Origin of the sequence: Streptomyces roseoviridis (assembly GCF_039535235.1) — a bacterium.
Lineage (GTDB): Bacteria > Actinomycetota > Actinomycetes > Streptomycetales > Streptomycetaceae > Streptomyces > Streptomyces roseoviridis.
Genome location: NZ_BAAAWU010000001.1, coordinates 5,312,234 through 5,330,650, shown reverse-complemented (window position 1 = coordinate 5,330,650; position 18,417 = coordinate 5,312,234). Strand labels below are relative to the sequence as shown.

General features: G+C 70.9%; 17 protein-coding genes, 1 tRNA gene and 3 pseudogenes. 10 read left to right on the top strand and 11 right to left on the bottom strand.

Annotated features, from left to right (window positions below; all coding sequences use genetic code 11):
* Nucleotides 1-129 precede the first annotated feature (129 nt).
* Nucleotides 130-879: pseudogene (locus tag ABD954_RS24060) on the bottom strand (ABC transporter permease); the annotation flags it as partial.
* 227 nt (nt 880-1,106) lie between these two features.
* On the opposite strand from ABD954_RS24060, the gene ABD954_RS24055 reads away from it, so the two are divergent.
* The 3 genes from ABD954_RS24055 (at nt 1,107) to ABD954_RS24045 (ending at nt 3,561) form a co-directional block, all read left to right on the top strand.
* Nucleotides 1,107-1,757, top strand: coding sequence for an HNH endonuclease family protein (locus tag ABD954_RS24055; protein ID WP_345488742.1), 651 nt, complete (start codon nt 1,107-1,109; stop codon nt 1,755-1,757).
* 138 nt (nt 1,758-1,895) lie between these two features.
* Nucleotides 1,896-2,369, top strand: a complete 474-nt coding sequence (locus ABD954_RS24050) for a DoxX family protein (RefSeq protein ID WP_345488740.1) — start codon at nt 1,896-1,898, stop codon at nt 2,367-2,369.
* A 526-nt stretch (nt 2,370-2,895) separates the two neighbouring features.
* The gene (locus tag ABD954_RS24045; protein ID WP_345488738.1) at nt 2,896-3,561 is read left to right on the top strand and encodes a DedA family protein; all 666 of its coding nucleotides are present in this window, start codon (nt 2,896-2,898) and stop codon (nt 3,559-3,561) included.
* Here the strand turns inward: ABD954_RS24045 and ABD954_RS24040 are convergent.
* Both ABD954_RS24040 and ABD954_RS24035 read right to left on the bottom strand, forming a co-directional pair.
* Complete coding sequence (locus tag ABD954_RS24040) at nt 3,521-3,814, bottom strand: DUF2277 domain-containing protein (protein ID WP_345488736.1); 294 nt, start codon at nt 3,812-3,814, stop codon at nt 3,521-3,523. The two genes, ABD954_RS24045 and ABD954_RS24040, sit on opposite strands and share 41 nt — an antisense overlap.
* A 352-nt stretch (nt 3,815-4,166) precedes the next feature.
* Nucleotides 4,167-4,391: a hypothetical protein gene (locus ABD954_RS24035; protein ID WP_345488734.1), complete on the bottom strand. Its 225-nt coding sequence runs from the start codon at nt 4,389-4,391 to the stop codon at nt 4,167-4,169.
* Between the two features lie 218 nt (nt 4,392-4,609).
* Between ABD954_RS24035 and ABD954_RS24030 the strand changes: the two genes are divergently transcribed.
* Nucleotides 4,610-5,374 carry a GntR family transcriptional regulator gene (locus ABD954_RS24030; RefSeq protein WP_345488732.1) on the top strand — a complete coding sequence of 255 codons (765 nt, stop codon included), beginning with the start codon at nt 4,610-4,612 and terminating at the stop codon, nt 5,372-5,374.
* Here ABD954_RS24030 and ABD954_RS24025 read toward each other — a convergent pair.
* Entirely contained in the window at nt 5,316-6,236 is a 921-nt protein-coding gene (locus ABD954_RS24025; protein ID WP_345488730.1) for an MBL fold metallo-hydrolase, read from the bottom strand. The two genes, ABD954_RS24030 and ABD954_RS24025, sit on opposite strands and share 59 nt — an antisense overlap.
* Complete coding sequence (locus tag ABD954_RS24020) at nt 6,233-6,769, bottom strand: DUF4231 domain-containing protein (RefSeq protein WP_345488728.1); 537 nt, start codon at nt 6,767-6,769, stop codon at nt 6,233-6,235. Before ABD954_RS24020 ends, ABD954_RS24025 begins: the two co-directional genes overlap by 4 nt.
* Before the next feature lie 315 nt (nt 6,770-7,084).
* On the opposite strand from ABD954_RS24020, the gene ABD954_RS24015 reads away from it, so the two are divergent.
* Nucleotides 7,085-7,702: a hypothetical protein gene (locus tag ABD954_RS24015; RefSeq protein WP_345492432.1), complete on the top strand. Its 618-nt coding sequence runs from the start codon at nt 7,085-7,087 to the stop codon at nt 7,700-7,702.
* 742 nt (nt 7,703-8,444) lie between these two features.
* On the opposite strand, the gene ABD954_RS24010 is transcribed toward ABD954_RS24015, so the two are convergent.
* Nucleotides 8,445-10,565, bottom strand: a complete 2,121-nt coding sequence (locus ABD954_RS24010) for an ATP-binding protein (RefSeq protein WP_345488725.1) — start codon at nt 10,563-10,565, stop codon at nt 8,445-8,447.
* 133 nt (nt 10,566-10,698) lie between these two features.
* Between ABD954_RS24010 and ABD954_RS33655 the strand changes: the two genes are divergently transcribed.
* Nucleotides 10,699-11,772, top strand: a complete 1,074-nt coding sequence (locus tag ABD954_RS33655) for a DNA cytosine methyltransferase (protein ID WP_382745771.1) — start codon at nt 10,699-10,701, stop codon at nt 11,770-11,772.
* Between the two features lie 555 nt (nt 11,773-12,327).
* Nucleotides 12,328-12,747 carry a hypothetical protein gene (locus ABD954_RS24005; protein WP_345488723.1) on the top strand — a complete coding sequence of 140 codons (420 nt, stop codon included), beginning with the start codon at nt 12,328-12,330 and terminating at the stop codon, nt 12,745-12,747.
* Between the two features lie 580 nt (nt 12,748-13,327).
* On the opposite strand, the gene ABD954_RS24000 is transcribed toward ABD954_RS24005, so the two are convergent.
* Together ABD954_RS24000 and ABD954_RS23995 are read right to left on the bottom strand one after the other, a co-directional pair.
* Complete coding sequence (locus ABD954_RS24000; RefSeq protein WP_345488721.1) at nt 13,328-13,453, bottom strand: hypothetical protein; 126 nt, start codon at nt 13,451-13,453, stop codon at nt 13,328-13,330.
* Nucleotides 13,454-13,497: 44 nt separating this feature from the next.
* Nucleotides 13,498-13,785, bottom strand: a pseudogene (locus ABD954_RS23995) (NUDIX hydrolase); the annotation flags it as partial.
* Between ABD954_RS23995 and ABD954_RS23990 the strand changes: the two are divergent.
* Nucleotides 13,784-14,059 (top strand): annotated as a pseudogene (locus tag ABD954_RS23990) (tyrosine-type recombinase/integrase); the annotation flags it as partial. The pseudogenes ABD954_RS23995 and ABD954_RS23990 sit on opposite strands and share 2 nt — an antisense overlap.
* Nucleotides 14,060-14,134: 75 nt before the next feature.
* On the opposite strand, the gene ABD954_RS23985 reads toward ABD954_RS23990, so the two are convergent.
* Nucleotides 14,135-14,209, bottom strand: a tRNA-Val gene (locus ABD954_RS23985).
* 150 nt (nt 14,210-14,359) lie between these two features.
* Between ABD954_RS23985 and ABD954_RS23980 the strand changes: the two genes are divergently transcribed.
* Both ABD954_RS23980 and ABD954_RS23975 read left to right on the top strand, forming a co-directional pair.
* A complete protein-coding gene (locus ABD954_RS23980) occupies nt 14,360-15,610 on the top strand; it encodes a coiled-coil domain-containing protein (RefSeq protein WP_345488719.1) in 1,251 nt (416 codons plus the stop codon).
* Nucleotides 15,611-15,632: 22 nt separating this feature from the next.
* The gene (locus tag ABD954_RS23975; protein WP_345488717.1) at nt 15,633-15,848 is read left to right on the top strand and encodes an FmdB family zinc ribbon protein; all 216 of its coding nucleotides are present in this window, start codon (nt 15,633-15,635) and stop codon (nt 15,846-15,848) included.
* Between the two features lie 84 nt (nt 15,849-15,932).
* Here ABD954_RS23975 and ABD954_RS23970 read toward each other — a convergent pair whose 3' ends face one another.
* Nucleotides 15,933-16,598: a response regulator transcription factor gene (locus tag ABD954_RS23970; RefSeq protein WP_345492430.1), complete on the bottom strand. Its 666-nt coding sequence runs from the start codon at nt 16,596-16,598 to the stop codon at nt 15,933-15,935.
* Nucleotides 16,598-17,716 carry a sensor histidine kinase gene (locus tag ABD954_RS23965; RefSeq protein WP_425584113.1) on the bottom strand — a complete coding sequence of 373 codons (1,119 nt, stop codon included), beginning with the start codon at nt 17,714-17,716 and terminating at the stop codon, nt 16,598-16,600. The genes ABD954_RS23970 and ABD954_RS23965 overlap by 1 nt, the downstream gene beginning before the upstream one ends.
* Between the last annotated feature and the right edge of the window lie 701 nt (nt 17,717-18,417).

Here is an 18,417-nt window from a genome sequence, read left to right as displayed (position 1 = left end):
GGGGGCGGGCTGGTTATGGCCGTCCGGCGCGGGCGAATCGTAGGCGTCGGGAGCGGGCGGACCATGGGGCTCCGGCGCGGGCGGATCGTCGTCGTACCGTGCGGACGCGCGGGGACCGTCCCCGCCGCCTTCCTCCGGCCGGTGACGGACGAGCCGGCCCCGGGCGACCAGTTCCAGGGTGACGGCGACCGCGACCGCCTGGACGAGCAGCAGCGCGACGAGCACGAAGAGCTGCACCGCGCCCGCGCGCAGCGGTGACGCCCCGCCGAGGAGCATGCCGACGAAGGCACCCGGAAGAGTGACGAGTCCGACCGTCCGGGTCTGGTCCATGCCCGGCAGCAGGGCGTCCGACGCGGCCTCGCGCGCCACCTCCAGGCGGGCCTCGCGTTCCAGTAGGCCGATCGCGAGCCCGGCCTCCACCTCGCCCTTCCGCTGGGACAGCTCGTCGAGCGCGCGGCGCCCGCCGAGGACGGTGGCGGTGAGCGCGCCGCCGATGAGGATGCCGGTGACGGGGATCAGGGTGATCCCCTTCAGGGGGACGAGGCCGGTGAGCAGGAGGGCCGCGACGACCGGGGCGACACCGGCGGCGATGGGGACGGCGGCCCACCGCCAGGCACGGCCGGGCGCGGGGACGACGCGCCGGCCGGCGGTCCGTACGGCCACCGCGTACATCAGCAGCAGGAAGCAGAGCAGCAGCGGCAGCGAGCGGACGACCCAGCCGATCACGAGGGAGACGGCGACGAGCTGGACGGCCGCCCGTGCTCCGGCCGTCAGCGTGTCGCGGGCGCGGCCGAGCCGGGCGAGGGCGACGACTCCGGCGGCCACGGCGAGCAGGACGGCCAGAACCGCACCGAAGGTGACATTCACGTCCAGAAGCACGGCCCAACCCTAGGGTGCCGTGGCCCGCCCGCCGCCCGATCCCCGTGCGGCGGCCGGAACCTGTCCATCCCTCACCCCGATTCCCCCGCCGATCCCTCACCCCCGCACCCCTTGATGTGACGTGCACATGTCGCCACGCTGTTACCTGGTGCACCCCCCAGGGAAACCCGGCGCCGCCACGATGACCGAGCCGTCCGGCAAGGTCCCCCCACATCAAGGGAGTTCGCATGTCCGCCGTCCGCGTCTACGCGCGTCGAGCCGCCGTCCTCGCCGCCTCCGCCGCCGTCACCGCCACGGGCCTGCTCGCCACCGCCCCCGCCGCCCAGGCCGCCCCGCCGACCCCGGTCAGCGCGGCCACCGCCCGGACGTACCTGAGCTCGCTCACGGTGAAGGCGGAAGGTTCCTCCACCGGTTACAGCCGGGACCTCTTCCCGCACTGGATCACCCAGTCGGGCACCTGCAACACGCGTGAGGTGGTGCTCAAGCGGGACGGCGTCAACGTCGTGACCGACTCCAATTGCGCGTCAGTGAGTGGGAGTTGGTACTCGGAGTACGACGGGGTCACCTGGACCCTCGCCTCCGACATCGACATCGACCACGTCATCCCGCTGGCCGAGGCATGGCGGTCGGGCGCCAACTCCTGGACCACCAGTCAGCGGCAGTCCTTCGCCAACGACCTGACGCGCCCGCAGCTCATCGCGGTCACGGACAACGTCAACCAGGCGAAGGGCGACCAGGACCCGGCGGAGTGGCTGCCGCCGCGCACCTCGTACCGCTGCACGTACGCGCGGATGTGGGTGCACGTCAAGTACCACTGGAACCTCAGCGTCGACTCGGCGGAGAAGAGCGCGCTGCAGTCGGTCCTCAACGCCTGCTGATTCCACTCGGCACCAAAAAGGGTCTGTTGTTGAACTTGCAAGTAATAGTGAGGGATGCCTAACCTGAGGGCCTCATCGGTGCACCGTCCCCCATGACCCGTGCGCTCCGCACGGGCCGGACCGAAGGAGCCTTCCCCCATGAACTCGCTTGCGAGCCGCCTGAACCAGGCCCAGCCCTACGCGCTCGGCCTCTTCCGGATCGTCATCGGCCTGCTCTTCGCCTGCCACGGCGCCGCCTCGCTCTTCGGCGTGCTCGGGGGCGCCGGCGGCAGTGGCGCCACCCTGCCGGCCGGCAGCTGGCCGGGCTGGTACGCGGCCGTCATCCAGCTCGTCGCGGGCGCCCTGGTCATCCTCGGCCTCGGCACCCGCGGCGCGGCGTTCCTCGCCTCCGGCTCCATGGCCTACGCGTACTTCGACGTCCACCAGCCGCAGGCCCTCTTCCCCCTCCAGAACGCCGGCGAGCCCGCCGCCCTCTTCTGCTGGGCCTTCCTCCTCCTGGTCTTCACGGGCCCGGGCGCCCTGGCCCTCGACACCCTCTTCCGCCCCCGCACCGCGACGTCCGGCACCCAGCCGGAGGGCGAGGACCGAAAGACGGCACCGGCCACCGCGTGAGGCCGACGCAGGCCACCGAAGCGGGCGCGAAGCAGGGTGAGGGCGGCGCGGTGAGCCCGTGACAGGGACGCCCCGGCGAGGCGACGGCCGGTCCCAGGGCTACCCCCCGAGCGGCCCGGAGCGACGGCCGGTCCCACGGCTGCCCCCGAACGGGACGCGCGAGCGGACTGGGACACCAGAGCGGCCCGGGACACCGAGCGACCCGGGACACCAGAGCGGACCGGGACACCCGAGCGACCCGGGACACCTGACGGGGCTGGGGCACCGAGCGACCCGGGCCAGCTGAGCGGACCGGGACACCCGGGCGACCCGGGGCACCCGAGCGGGCCGGGCCACGAGCCCCGAAACCCGGCTGCGGGCCGCGCCCGGGACTCCCCCTCAGTCCGGGCCGGCGGGAACCCTGGCCGACCGGCGCCCTGGCGGCGGCGCCGGGCCGGGCCCCGTACCGTCACCTCCGGGCCGCCCCCGGGCCGTTCCGCGGCCCCGTCGGCGGCGGCCCGGCCGCCCCCGCGTAGGCTCTGGCGCTGTGAACGTGCTCGACGGCACGGGGTGGTCACTGCAGTCGCTGACCGCGGGCCCGTGGATCTACGCGGCGGTGACGACGTCGATCCTGCTCGACGTCTTTCTGCCGGTGCTGCCGAGCGGCATCCTCGTGGTCACCGCCGCCACGGCCGCCGCCGGTGCCGCCACGGCGACGACGGCCGGTGCCGCCGGGGCCGTCGCCGAGGTGCCGTACGCCCCGGCCCTGCTGCCCCTCCTGCTCTGCGCGGCCACCGCCTCCGTGCTCGGCGACCTCGCCGCGTACCGCCTGGCCCGGCGCGGCGGGACGCGGCTCGGTCGCGTCGTCACCCGCTCGCGCCGCCTCACCGTGGCGCAGGAACGTCTCGGCGAGACACTGGCCCGTGGCGGCGGCCTGCTCGTCGTCCTCGCCCGCTTCGCCCCCGCCGGCCGCTCGGTCGTCTCCCTCGGCGCGGGCGCGACCGGGCGCCGACTGCGTGACTTCCTGCCCTGGTCGGCCCTGGCGGCCGCGGTGTGGGCGACCTACGGCGTAGGTCTCGGCTGGCTCGGCGGCCGCTGGCTGGGCGCGACCTGGCTCGGCGCCTGCGTGCCCGTGCTGGCGCTCTTCCTCGCAGGCACGCTGGCGGCCTGTGTCATACGGCGTCCGGCTGCGGCTCCCGCTCCGGCGGCCTGACCGGCCTCGCCGGCCGCGCCGGGTGCGCGGCGTGCGCGGGGTGCGCGCCGCGGATCTCCAGGTCATCGAGGAGGCGGGCCGTGGCCTCGGCGATCTCGTCCACGGCCCGGTCGAACACCTCCCGGTTGTGCGCGGCGGGCGCGCGGAAGCCGGAGACCTTGCGGACGAACTGCAGCGCGGCGGCGCGCACGTCGTCCTCGGTGGCCTCGTGGGGCAGGGCGGGCGGTCGGAGTGTCTTGATGCTGCGGCACATGCCTCCAGTGTGACGCGCACCACTGGCAGCGCCGCATCCGACGACGTCGGGCCCCAGGAAAGAGCCTCAGGTCGGACACCGGTCCCCTACCGCCCGGCCCCCGGACCACGAGCCCCGACCCCGCCCGCAACACCTACCACGGCCCCAGCCCGGCGCCATGGGCCCCAGCCCGTCCCCCAGCCCCGGACCACGAGCCGGGCCCCGTCCCACCTCCCCGAACCCGCGACCGGCCCCCGTCCCACCTCCCCGGACCCGCGGCGGGCGCCCCCACGCTCCGACCGCCCGCCTCGCATCCCCGGCCCGGAGCAGCACCAGCCAGCCCATCTCTCCCCCTCCTCTCCCCCTCCCCCTCTCACATGCCCAGGCTCCGCCGGCTCCGGGCGTTGATCTCCGCGGCCCGGGCGCGCAGCTCCCGCAGGGGTGTGGCGAGCTGGACGTCGGCGGGCTCGGCCGCCCACGCGCGGCCGCCCCGCACGGGGCGGATCAGGAAGCGGCCGGCGACGCTGTCGACGTAGAAGCCGACCCGACCGGTGGCGGTGTCACGTACGAGGTCTCCGGCCTCGGGCACGGGCTGCACACATCCTCCGTTTCGGCTGCTGGGCCGACGACTGCGGACATCGGTCGTGGAGTGGGACGGACAGACTCAGGGAAGCCCCCGGGATCCCCCGATGTCAACGCATCTCTAGAGAAGTCGCCCGAAGGACGGACCGCCCGCGCGGCCCCGCGCACACGTGTGCTCCGGCCCCGGGAAGCGCGCCGTAGGGTGTCCCGCAGACGGAAGGGAGTGGTCCACCCATGACTGACCAGGAGAGCGGCCGGCGACCCAAGTACCAGCGGATCGCCGACGAGTTGAGAACCGCGATCCAGTCGGGCACCTTCGCGCCCGGTGACCGGCTCCCCGGTGAGAACGATCTGATGTCCACCTACGACGTGGCCCGGATGACCGCCCGCCAGGCCCTGTCCGTACTGCGCAACGAGGGACTCGCCGAGGCCCGTCAGGGCGCCGGCGTCTTCGTCCGCTCCTTCCGTCCGCTGCGCCGCCGGGGAATCCCCCGCCTGGCCCGCGACCAGTGGGGTGGCGGCCGCTCCGTCTGGTCGGCCGACATCGAGGACCGCTCGCTCGTCGTCGACCAGATCGAGGTGACCCCGGCCGCCCCCGCCGGGCCGCGGGTGGCCCGGATCCTCGGCCTGGGCTCGCCCGAGGAGCCGGTGTGCGTCCGCAGCCGGCGGTTCGTGCTCGACGAGAAGCCGGTGCTCGTCTCGGTCTCGTACCTGCCGGCGTCCCTTGCCGAGGGCACCGCCATCACGGAGCCGGACACCGGCCCCGGCGGCACCTACGCCCGGCTCGCCGAACGGGGCCACCGACCGGTCCGCTTCCGCGAGGAGGTCCGCTGCCGGATGCCGACGGCCGAGGAGGCCGCCCGGCTGGCCCTCGGCCTCGGCACCCCGGTCATCCTCATCAGCCGCACGGCGGTGACGGAGGCCGGAGCCGCGGTCGAGTTCAACGAGATGACGCTGGACTCGGCCTCGTACGTCCTGGAGTACGACTTCGACGGGTGACCCCCTCGGTACCCCTGGCCCCGGTGGAGCCGGTGGAGCCGGTGGCGGGGGTGGAGCCGGTGGCGGGGGTGACGGTGAAGGTCCGGCCGGGCGCGGCGTACTCGACGGGCCCGCCGAACACCGCGGCCGCCCGCCGGACCGCCGCGTCCGGTGCGACCGCCGGCCCCACGTGGGTCACGAGCAGCCGGCCGGCCCCGGCGTCGGCGGCGGTCCGCCCGGCCTGCTCGGGCGTGTGGTGCCCGGGCCCTTCCCCGTCCGCCTCGCAGAGGAACAGGTCGCTGCCCTGGGCGAGTTCGGTGAGCGCGGGGCAGGGCTCGCTGTCGCCGGAGTACGCGAACACGACCCGCTCGGCGCCCTCCGTCCCTTCGCCGGTTCCGGCGCGTGTGGACCCCGCGCCCGCCTCCACGCGCAGGCCGAACGCCTTCGTCCCGCCGTGCTCGACGGCGCGCGTGAGCAGTGTCAGTCCGCCGAGCCGGATGCGCTGCCCGTCGTACAGGTCGGCGAAGGCGAAGGCCCTTTCGACGGGGCTGCGGTCCGGTCCGTTGGTGAGGAAGCCGGCCAGCCGGTCGGCGGTGCCGGGCGGTGCGAAGAGCGGGAGGGGGGCGTCCCGGCGTACGTCGGCGTAGAGCAGCCCGTAGGAGGCGGTGAGCAGGTCGGCGCAGTGGTCGGCGTGCAGATGCGAGATCCATACGGCGTCGAGTTCGGCGAGCCCGGCGTACCGGCGCAGTTCCCCGAGCGTGCCGCTGCCGGCGTCGACCCAGACGCGGACGCCGCCGCCTTCGAGGAGGTATCCGGAGCAGGGGTTGCCGACGGCGGGGTACGGGGTGGCGGAGCCGAGGACGGTGACGCGCAGGCCCGTCACGCGCCCGCCGCCTCGCCCTGGCGCTGCGTGGGCAGCCCGTACTGCTGGAGCTCGGTGCTGACCTGCCCGCCGAGCGTCATGACGTTGAGCGTCGCGGAGTTCTCGCTGGCGATCGCCTTCTCCACGCGGGCGACCAGGGTGGTGAACGCGTTGCGGTCGGAGAGTCCGTGGTAGGCGCCGACCCGGGCGGAGAAGTAGACGCGCTCGTGCCCGAGGAGCTGTTCGGTCGACCGGTAGTTCTTCCACTGTTCGCGGTAGCGGTAGACGCTCTCCAGCGACACCGAGGCAACGACGATCAGGCTGAGGACGGTGGCGGTGATCCGAGCGAACCCGACGTCCAGGTTCACGAGTACGGGCACGAGCGCACCCCCGACCACCGACACGGTCCGCATCCGCAGGTGCATCGCCTTCATCCTGGTGGCCTTGCGGTCGTACCACTCCTGGTACTGCGCGAGCCGCTCGTCCACGTACCGCTGCGGCGTCATGACCCCGCTCCACGCCTGCCCTTCGGGCGCGTCCCCCACGTCTTCCATGCGCCGGAGTACACCGCCCGCGCTATGAACACGTCAAGGCGGCACGGGCACCCGCGTCGGCCCCCGCCCGCACGGGGCCGCACGGGGCCGCACGGCGACGGCGATCACCGACGCGGCAGCGTGGGCGACGAGCGCTCCCTTCGCCCACGCTGCGGCAGGCGGCCCACGACGACGCCCCCGGATCTCTTCCCGGGTGTCGGCACGGTGGAGGAGCTGAGGGTGGCCCAGCCGTGTGCGGGCAGCCGGCACTCCTGGTGGGAACGAGAAGTGGGCGAACTGCCCCACGGGCCGTACGGCGTCCGGCAGTCTGGCGAGATGCGCATGAACCTCACCGCTGCCCTCGTCGCGGCCGCGACGCTCGCCCTGACCGCCACCGCCTGCGAGGACAGCGGGACGAGCCCCGGCGACAAGCCCGCCGCCACCCGGACCACCGCCGCGCCCGAGGGCGAGGCGAAGCCGGCGGCCCTGCCCGACATGACGGGCAAGGGCCTCCAGTCGGCGCAGGACCAGGCCCAGGCCGCCGGGTTCTTCAACCTGCACTCCCACGACGCCCTCGGCCGGGGCCGCCTGCAGGCCCTCGACCGGAACTGGAAGGTGTGCGGGCAGAGTCCGGGCCCCGGTGAGCACCCGACCGACACGAAGGTCGACTTCGCCACGGTCAAGCTGGAGGAGACGTGCCCGCCCGAGGACGAGGGCGGCACGGAGCCGACGACCGCCTCGACGATGCCCGACTTCACGGGCAAGTCCGTCAAGGTCGCCCGTCAGTCCCTGGACCCGTCCACGAGCCTGACCGTCACCGACGCCTCACCCGAGGGTCGGATGGTCCTCATGGAGTCCAACTGGCAGGTCTGCACGCAGACGCCGGCGGTGGGCACGAAACTGGACGGCCGGCCGGTGACGCTGACGGCGGTGAAGTTCGGCGAGAGCTGCTGATCCCGTCCGCGCCATCCGCTCGCATGTCCCTCCTGACGGTTCCCCCTGGCGTCCGGCTGCACCGGCACGGCGAGGCCCCGGACAGACGCGACCCGGGACAGACGCGCCGGGTCGCACTGCTCACGAGTCGGCCGAGCCCTCGCCGCCGCGCTTGTGCTGGTGGGCGCGGACGGTTTCGAACCGCCGACATCTGCTTTGTAAGTTCGATCGGAGCGGCCGCGCGTGGCCAACAGCCGAGGGTTCTTCTGCCTCTGGAGACCGCCTTCGGCCACCCGCGTCCACGTCTGTTGATGTCAGCCGTGGATGTCAGTCGCCGGTCACCACCACGACCACTTCTTCTTCCGAAGGGCCTGCTTCTTCGCTTCAGCTTCCTTCTTCTTGCGGTCCGCCTGTGCGCGGGCCGTCCACTCGCCTTGATGCTGCCAGCACTGACCGCTGCCTGGCTCAGCCGGCCGCGTACACCGGCCTCCCCGCTGCTTCGGAGCCCCGCACTTCGGCTGGGTCACGCTCTCTCCTCTCCCTTCCGGGAACCCGTACGGACCCTGGCAGCCTCCAGCCGACGCCACTGGCCGAGGAAGGCGCACACGGATGCACGGTGATGCACACGGCTCCGGAGGGCGCGTGCGTCGTGTGCATTGATGCTGCTCAGTGTTCTGGGAGAGTCTTCATGCTCCACGCCGTCCACAGGTCGTCCACGCCACCGCTAAGCAAACGGGGGGTGGCCCTTGGAAGGGCGTTCGTGCTAGTTCACGGCTGGCGGCAGCGCGCCGTCGGTTCGAACCGCCTCCACGCGTGAGAGGAAGTCACGGTGAGCCCTCAACGTGTCGTCGAGGAGTTCATGCCAGCCCCTGATATCAATTCGATGGTCGTTTTGCATCGAGGAAATAGAAACGCTGCTGAGCTTATCGGTGTGGTCGGCGATGAAGGTGAGCTTCCGTACTGGAAACTGTTGCCCGAGAGTCTGGTTCTCGTTCAGGAACGTATCCAGATCGGTGAGGTAGTTGACGGCCCGCAGATACTCCGCGTCGGTCAGGTGGTAGTTCATCCGCTTGATCTCGACGATCCACAGAGTGCCTGAGTCATGGAGCATGACGAAATCAGGCTCTCGGCGGTGACGGTTGATGGCCGTGGTCACAAGGGACACGCCTTCCTTCTTGAAGTACCACGCTTCGAACGACTTTCTTACTCGCTCAAGTGATTCGTTCATTCCAAGCGGGGTCCACTCAGGTGCCAGCAACCAAGGAGCTTGCTCTAGAAGCTCCTGCAACGGCTGCTCCAAGGTCGTTCCGTCGTTAATCAGAGTGGTCAGTCGGTTGACCACCTCGATGCGCTCAGATGCCACTTGGCCGAGTGAGTACATTTCGGCGATCCGGGCCTTCTGAAACAGGCCAAGGATAATATCCAGTGGACTCTCTGAGACCTCGGCTACCTGATGAAGCGTTTCGAGGAGCGTCTTGTGCGGGCCGATCACCTTGGAGAGCTGGAACACCTTTTCTGTATGCTCGGGGTTTGACATCGACTCTCGATCTCGATCCGAGACGAGGAGGCGGGCAGCTTGCTTGACGGACTCTTGGTACTCTCTATCTCCGGGTGCTTCCTGAGCAAGGCGCTCGCTAATCTTCGAAGTCTCTTCAAAGTCCTGCCATGTCTGCTTGGAGAGGGCCGTTTTACCTCTCTTCGCCAACTCGCGAATAACAGCTTGCCCCCACCTCTTTAGTGCGTCGCCGGCCTCGGAGCTCCAGATGATGTCCTGGCGGTCGGAACGAATGAGGTCCTCGTTCTCATCCAGCCATTCGGCGTGAACTTCCCCCACCAGGTATGAACGGATGCTGTACTCGCCGTGAAATCCCGAAGGAATGCCGAAATCGCGCGTCTGGGAGACGATCTTCCCTCGCGAGAAGATTCGAACTCCTGCCATCGCTTCGTCCTTGTAAGGCTTCCGCGTATAAGCGAGCCATCCGGAGATGGGGAGCTTTTCTCCCGCCTCCGTTTCTACGCAGCGGTCATCGAGGATCATCTTGGTTTCCTCCAAGATTTCGATGTCCAGTTCTCCGAGGCGTAGCGATTCAGGGAAGAGGGTGTCCTCAGTGTTGTGTAGCTCCACGTTCCAGTCGGCTCGCTGAATCCCGAATCGAGCAGAGAGCTGCCGATGAAGCTCGGTGCCGGACGGGACCCGCTTCCGTCGGAAATCTCGCAGCTTGATCGTAGTGCCGTGGTCGGGCGCCCACGTGCCGTTCAGGGGTCCCGGGGTCGGGTGATACACATTGTGGGTGTCGTCGAGGATGTCTTTCAAGGAGAGGATGAGGTGGGCAACCGCGTATCCCTTATCGGTTTTGTCGCCGCCAGCCGTGATTACCTCGACGGTCTCGCAAATGCCGAACGGTGCGAGCTTTCCGATACCCTTGCGCCCCATCACGGGCCTGTTCTTATCCCGTGAAGAGTCCTTACCGAACCGTTTCCTGCGATCGGATCCGACAGTGAGGTAATGGCTGTTGACTTCGGCGGAGGTCATTCCGTGACCGTCGTCCGTGATCGAGATCTCGTAGGGGCCGACCGGTGCAGCTCCGGCTTTTGCTGCCAGGAACACTCCCCAGGGGAGATAGACCTTCACGTTTACGGCATCGGCGTCGTAGGCGTTGGCGATGACCTCGGCGAGCACCGCGGAGACCCGGTCATACATCTTGATGCCCAGCTTGTCAACAGTTAGGCGACTGATGCGCATTGTGTACGGTTCGCCCGAGGAGGGGGTATCGCTGGACGTGAAGTCATCATGTCCGGGCATGCTTTGAGCGGGGACCGCCGCGAACAGGGTCCCCTCGTCGGTCCCGTGGTCGCCAGCCTCATGCGCGCTCTGCTGTTCCACCTGCACCCCTCCCGTGACGGCCGCCCATCTCGGTGATGGTCGGTCACCTTCAGTGCACATAGTGTGATCCAGTAGCAGTCAACGCGCCAGGGATACTGGCGCTTTGCTAGCCCTCCGGGGCTAAGATCGCTTCATGCTCAGACCCAGTGCCGTCGACCTGTTCGCTGGGGCCGGGGGGGCTACTCGGGGCCTTCGAGACGCCGGCCTTGACGTTCTAGCTGCTGTAGAGAATGACGTGGAAGCCGCAGCGACCTACCGGCAGAACCACCCCAGGGTGAAGCTCCTCAGTTGTGACATCCGTCAGGTTGACCCCTTCGAACTCCTGCGATCGATCGGGCTCCGACAGGGGCAGCTTGATGTCCTGAAGGCGTGTCCCCCGTGTCAAGGGTTCTCAACTCTGGCCAAGGGAGAGGTGGACCAGGAACGAAATGACCTCGTGCTTGATGTTGCGAGGTTTGTCGATGGGATGCTGCCGAAGATCCTTCTTCTGGAGAATGTGCCTGGGCTGCAACGCGATGCGCGTCTTTCCACTCTTTTGAACCACCTTCGCGGAAAGGGGTACACGTTTCGGGGGGATGCGCTGGATGCCACGTCGTTCGGAGTGCCGCAGAGGAGGAAACGGTTCATTCTATTCGCGGTGCGGGGGGATTTGCTCTTTTCTCCTCATGAGGAAATCTTGAGTCTTCTGCCAGGAACTTTCGCAACGAGCAGGCGGACGGCGCGTAACGTGCTGGATCATTTGAAGCGACACTTGCGCCCTGGCGACCCTCTCGACGTGCATCGCGAGAACAGTCCTGTTGTGCGGCGGAGAATTGAGTCCATTCCTGTCAATGGGAACAGATTCGACTTGCCAGCAGAACATCAGCTCGACTGTCATCGAAAGCTGAAGAATAGGTCTGCTGCCAGCTCGTATGGTCGTGTTAAGTTGGATGAGCCTGCGCCCACAATGACGACGCGATGCACCACGCCAGCTTGCGGAACCTTCGTACATCCGACTGAACATCGTGGGTTGACGCTAAGGGAAGCTGCCACGTTTCAGACATTCCCGGTGAGCTACGCCTTCACTGGCAACTACGGGTCGATTGAACGCCAGATCGGTAACGCTGTCCCGGTTCGCATGGCTAAGGGCCTCGGGCTGATCGCATCCGCCATTCTTCAGAGAAGTGCTACGGCCTCAGTGAATGACGTTTCCCTTGGGGAGGGGTAACTCGGCCTGCAACCTGCCCCTCATTCCCCACATGCCTGCTCTAACTCAGCCGGTCGTGCCCGGTCATGGTTGACGCCCCTCGATCACCGTCCCGTGGCCCAGGGACGACGGCTCGGCTCGCCGCCTATGGCCATCTCGTCTGCGTCCACTGGCAGCTGTAGACCCGCAGCGCCAACCCGTTCGAGCCGGGCCAGGAGGGTACAAGCGCTGCGGGCTAGCAGGAGGGCGGGTGTGTGCCTGGCCTGCACCATGCCCGGAGAGCAATCCATAGTCCGGGACTGCCAATGCCCCTCGTTTCCCGTGGCTCCCCGCTCGATGTGGCTCGTTGCGGCACGGCCTCAGACCTCGTCGGTCCGGCCACTCCCGCAAAGCGCGGCCAGGCTTCCGAGGTGTCCAGCGCTGTTGTACGGCTGCGTCTCTGGGGGCCCGGTGTGAGCCCCGACCCGACCGACGGGGCTCCGTCGACGGCCAAGACTGCCCTGTCAGCCCATGGCCGTGCGCATGCTTCCCGGTACGCAGCGAGCAGGACCGTGATCCGCCGCTTACCTTCGACTCATGGACGGAAACGCGATCGCCACCGTCGTTGTGGCCGTAGCGGGCGTCGTTGGCGTTTTGATTGAACGGCGCTTCAGGAAGCCGCCTAGCTGGGAGATGGCCAGGCTGGAGCTAGAGATTCTGAGCCTTCTCCCAGACGGGAGCGAGGTGAGAAGCGACCTGATCAAGCACGTCGATGCGACGATCGAGACCTTCATCAAAGTCGAGAGCGATAAACGACGAGATCCCGTGGGAATTGTCCTAGCGCTGGTCTTCATGGCAGCGTCGGCCGTTCTCTTCTACGGCGCTGCGGAGAACGGAGGTGCGTGGTGGTGGCTTGCGGCGCCTGCAGCGTTCACCGGCTTGTTCGGGGTGGTGGGCTTCATTCAGAGCGTCAGGTCTCTGAAGAGAGACACAGCCGGCAGGGCTGTAGGTGGGTGAGTGCCGTCCAATCCTTGTGGGCCGCGCCGCGGCTTCGGACTGCGGTTACCGGGGCAATGCGCTTGCCCATCACTCACTCCCAACTCCCATCCCGTCTGCCGTCGGCCCACACGAATGTGGAGCGGGCGCGGTGCCGGGCGTCCAGGTGGAGCGCGCCACTGTACGAACGACCTGGACGCCCGGTGCCGTGTCTGCTCGGCTTGTCCTGGGTCGATGGCAGGCGGGATGGGAGTTCCCCACCGCCACCCCCCACCGGCCGGCACCCGCGTACGGCGCCCCCGCCATCCCGGAGCCTGAGGCCCCCGCCGGAGGCATGTCGGTGACCTTGGGAATCGGCGGCCGTTGGGGCTCGACTCATGCCCTTGGGCCTATCCCGTCTTGCAGGGGCGGGCGTCGGCGCAGCGCGCGCGGAGCGGGCCGGAGGCAGGAGCGTCGCGCGGAGCGGAGCCGGGAAGCCCGCCCGGCGGAGCGGAGCGCAGCCGGGTGCCTTGATGAAGTAGAGAAAGTCTTACCGCACTGCACTGTCCTCAGAGGGCGATCGACTTGTAGGCCATTGCCCTGTCGACGACCTACTCGGCGGTCAGCTCAGGATGAAGTCCCAGAAGATGTAGTCGCTGATGTGAGGGCACGCCAGGCCGCGCCTTAGGTCGTCCAGGATGTCGTCACCCTCGTCCTCGGAGGTCTCCCCGTTCATGAGGGGCTGCACGAGAGGGATCGCTTCTTCGCGGGACATCCGCGTCGGCTTCACGGTCACGGCTGCGCAATCGGTCGGCGGCCGTCGTATCTCCGGACGTGGGGGCCCGCCCCGTCCAACGCGTCCGGGACCCGGATCGCGAAGACCTCGGCCATGCGCTCTTCGACCTCCGCCGGCGTCAGCCACTCGACCGCCGTCGACTCGTCCGACGTGCGCTCGGCGCCGCCCGCGGGCTTGCAGCGGAAGACCAGAGCGACGATGCCCCGCGTCGTGTTCTTGTGGACCCCGGTCAGCTCGTCCACCTCGACGCGGGTGCCGGTCTCTTCCCAGACCTCGGGCGCCACGCGCACCGGCCAGCCCATCGAGCCGCGCAACCTCTACCGCTCGTTCACCCGCGTCGCGAAAAACGCCGGCCTTCGCGTCGTCAGGCTGCATGACGCCCGGCACGGTACCGCGACGCTCCTCACCGCCGCCGGCGTGCCGCCCCGCGTCGTGATGGAGATCCTCGGGCACAGCCAGATCGCCGTGACGATGAACGTCTACACGCACGTCGTCCAGGACACCCAGCGGGAGGCCGTGAGCCACGTGGATCGGCTGCTCAGGAGCCGTCCCCGGTCGCGATCGGCCGCTCCCGTTGATGTCAGAAGTGGATGTCAAAGGCCCCGGACCATGATCGGTCCGGGGCCTTCGTGCTGGTGGGCGCGGACGGTTTCGAACCGCCGACATCTGCTTTGTAAGAGCAGCGCTCTACCCCTGAGCTACGCACCCGTGGAATGAGGCAACAGCGTACATGGCTGACCGGTGGGTGCCGCAAACCGGTGGATGGGTGAACTGATCGGACCGTGTCGACGTCCTCACCAGGTGGGACAATGAACCGGACCCGGCAGGGCGGCGGACACAGCACGGGGAGAGGGTGACGTGGCGACCGAGAGGACCCGGCGGTGGTTCGGGGGGCGGGACGAGAGCCGGCGGGCCGAGGCGCAGGCGGCGAAGGATGCCGCCGCGGCCGCGTTCTACGAGCTCGACACCGCACAGCGCGGGCTCAGGATCTCCATCGAGACGATCACGGCCGTGGACGACTCGGCCGACGCCCGGCGCGCCGCCGAGGGGTTCGCGGCGCTCGGGCGGCGGATCGACGAGGTCAGCCACGGCTACATCACCGCCGTCGACGCCCACGACCTGGACCGCGACGAGCTCGACGCCGCGACCGCCGGGCGCGCCCGCACGGAGCTGGAGCGCGCTCGCGACGAGCTCGTGCGGGTCAAGGGCGAGCTGGACCGGTTCGAGCAGGGGCTCGCTCCGCTGCTCGACCGGGCCGAGACCCAGCTGGCCCGGCTCGCGCCCGCCGTCGAGCGCGCGCGAGCGGCGCTCCGATCTGCGAGCACCGCTCTTGACACGGTCAGGGAGCAGGGTCTGCGCGCCGACGACCTCGCCCTCCGGCTCGCTCGCCTCGGGCCCGAGCTGACCCGCCTCAACGAGGGCGCCGGGCGGCACGGAGTCACCGCCACCCTGCAGCGCGCCGACACCGTGCTGCGCGAAGCCGAGGCGGTACGGGCCGAGGCCGAGCGCCTCCCGGAGCGGGCCGCGGAGATCGACAAGCGGCTCGTGTCGCTCCGTACCCGCGCCCAGGCCCTCACCACCCGGGCCGAAGGGGTCGAACCCGTTCTGTCCGAGCTGCGCCGCCGTTTCTCCGCCGCCTGCTGGCAGGACCTCCAGCACGTCCCGGAGCAGGCCGTCACCGCCGCCCGGCAGGCCGAGGACCGGCTCGCGGAGGCGGCGAAGGCGCGCGAGGAGCAGCGCTGGCCCGACGCCACCGCCCTGCTCGCCACCGCCCGCGCCCTGCTCAACACCGCCGACGAGGGCGTCGCCGCGGCCGGCGAACGGCTGCGCCGCCTCGACGCCGTCGCCAAGGACCCTCAGGCCGAGATCGACCGGGCCCGCTTCGCCCTCCGCGACGCCCAGCGGCTCGCCATGGCCGGCCGCACCACCCCCGATCCCCGGCACGCCCAGCCCCTCGACGCCGCCGTCGCCCGGCTCGACCGGGCCGTCGCCTCCCTCGACACCGGCCGCCACCCCGACTACTGGGCCTTCCTCACCGAACTGGAGGCGATCCGCGCCACCGCCCACGAGGTCGTCGAGCGGATCCGTGAGGAGCGGGCCAAGCCGTGACCTGACGCCGTAACCTGGGGCCATGCCCCGTTACGAGTACCGCTGCCGCACCTGCGGCGACACCTTCGAACTCAGCCGTCCGATGGCCGAGTCCTCCGATCCCGCCGCCTGCCCCGCCGGGCACGACGACACCGTGAAGCTGCTCTCCGCCGTCGCCGTGGGCGGGACGGCCGCACAGGCCGCGCCCTCCGCGGGCGGTGGCGGAGGCGGCTGCTGCGGCGGAGGCTGCTGCGGCTAGGTCCAGCACACGCGGGCACGCGGGGCCGCGGCCGGTTACCGGGGGCCGGGGCCGGGAGCCACGGCCCCGGCCCCGGCCCCCGCGCTAACTGTCCAGGTACCTCAGCACCGCCAGCACCCGCTTGCTGTAGCCGTCGCTCCGGCCCGTCAGTTCCAGCTTGTCGAAGATCGCGTTGATGTGTTTCTCCACCGCGCTCTGCGACACGTGCAGCCGCGCCGCCACCGAGGCGTTGGTGTGGCCCTGCGCCATCGCCGCGAGCACTTCCGCCTCCCTCGGCGTCAGGCGGGCCAGCGGGTCGGTGTGCGACGAGCGGACGAGGAGGCGGCGCACGACCTCCGGGTCGAAGGCCGTGCGCCCCTGCCCCACCCGGTCCAGGGCGTCCAGGAACTCGTCGACCTGCGCCACCCGGTCCTTCAGCAGGTAGCCCACGCCGCCCCCGCCCCCGCCGTCGGCTCCGCCCCCGGCCCCGCCGGTCAGCAGCTCGGTCGCGTACCGCTTCTCCACGTACTGCGACAGCACCAGAACCCCCACCTCCGGCAGCCGGGAGCGGATCTCCAGCGCGGCGCGCAGGCCCTCGTCGGTGTGCGTGGGCGGCATGCGGACGTCGGCGACGACCACGTCCGGCGGGTCCGCCTCGACGGCCGCGAGCAGTTCGACGGCGTTGCCGACGGCGGCCCGCACCTCATGGCCCTCCTCGGCCAGCAGCCGTACGAGCCCCTCACGCAGCAGGGTCGAGTCCTCGGCCAGCATCACGCGCACGGCAGCACCGCCCGGATCTCCGTCGGTCCGCCCGCCGGACTGTCCACCACGAGCCGCCCGTCGAGCGCGGCGACCCGGCTCGCCAGGCCGGCCAGACCGCTGCCTCCGGGATCCGCGCCACCGCCGCCGTCGTCCCGCACCCGTACGTCCAACTCCCCGTCCTCCCAGCTCACTCGTACGTCCACTCCGGTCGCGCCGGCATGCTTGACCACGTTCGTCACGGCCTCGGACACGACGAAGTACGCGGCCGTCTCCACTGCCTTCGGCAGCTCCCCGGAGCGGGCGACGGCGTAGTCCAGCCGCACCGGCAGCGGGCCGCGCTCGGCGACCGCCTCCAGGGCGCCGCGCAGGCCCGCCTGGTCGAGGATCGCGGGGTGCACCCGCCAGGCCACCTCGCGGAGTTCGGCCAGGGCGCGGTGGCTCTCCTCGTGGGCCTGGAGCAGCAGTTCGGCGGCGCGCCCGGGGTCCTGGCTGCGGCGGGCGCGGCCGATGAGCATGCCGAGGGCGACGAGCCGCTGCTGCACGCCGTCGTGGAGATCGCGCTCGATGCGGCGGCGTTCCTCGTGGACGACGTCCATGATCTCGGCGCGGCTCGCGGCGAGTTCGGCGATCCTGGCCTCCAGCGCGTCGGCCTGGCTGGGCCCGAGCATCCGCAGCGCCAGCTCGCCCTCCATGCGGGCCACCTGGCCGATGCCCTGGCCGGCGAGGAAGAAGAGGAGCAGCCCGCCGAGGCCGGCCAGGGCGACCATCGCCGGCTGCCGCAGGTCGACGAAGAGCCAGCCGACCAGCGCGAAGCCGAGGTAGGCCAGGCCGATCGCCGCGCAGCCGAGGACGATCCCGCCGAGGAGCCCGATCGGCCAGCGCGCGAGGAGGTACGGGACCGTGCGCGCCCGCCCGTACGGCGGGACGCGGACGCCCAGGAACCGGTCGAGCCGCCATCGTTCCAGCCGCACCATGCGCCCGGCTGCCGCCGTCACCGACCGCCGGCCGCGCGGCCGTGCCGCGAGCGGGAGCACGGCGAGCGCCGCCACCGCTTCCAGGAGCACGGCGGCGGCACCGAGCCCGAGACCGGCCGCCGTGCGCAGGCCCTTCCCGGCGACGCCGATCAGGAGCGCGGCAGCCGAGCGGGGCCCGGGGGTGGTGCCCGTACGTGACCCAGGGCCCTGGGGCGAGGCGGTGGCCGCAGCAGTGGCGGTGCCTGGACCAGCGGCCCCGGCCGAGGGCGCGCCGACAACGGGGCCCGTGGCCGTACGCCGCCCCGGGGCGGTGCCTGTACGTGACCCACGGCCCTGGGGCGAGGCGGTGGCCGCAGCAGTGGCGGTGCCTGGACCAGCGGCCCCGGCCGAGGGCGCGCCGGCGACGGGGCCCGTGGCCGTACGCCGCCCAGGGGCGGTGCCCGTACGTGACCCGCGGCCCTGAGGCGCGGCGGTGGCCGCAGCGGTGGCGGCGCCTGGACCGGCGGCCCCGGCCGGAGGCGTACCCGGGGCCGTACGCCGCCCGACGGCCCCGACCTGCTGCGTACCCGGGGCCGTACGCCGCCCGGCGGCCCCGACCTGCGGCGTCCCCGTGGCCGTACCCGGCTCAGCCGCCCCGGACCCGTCCGTGCCCGTGCCCGTGGCCGTGGCCGTCCCCATAACCGGCTCCCGCCCCTGGGCCGGCACCCCCGGCCCCGGGACCCCCGGGCCCGGAACCTCAACACCCGAGCCCCCAGCGCCCGTAACCTCAACACCCGGACCCCCAACACCCGGACCCCCAGCGCCCGGAACCTCAACGCCCGGAACCTCAACGCCCGGAACCCCAACGCCCGGCC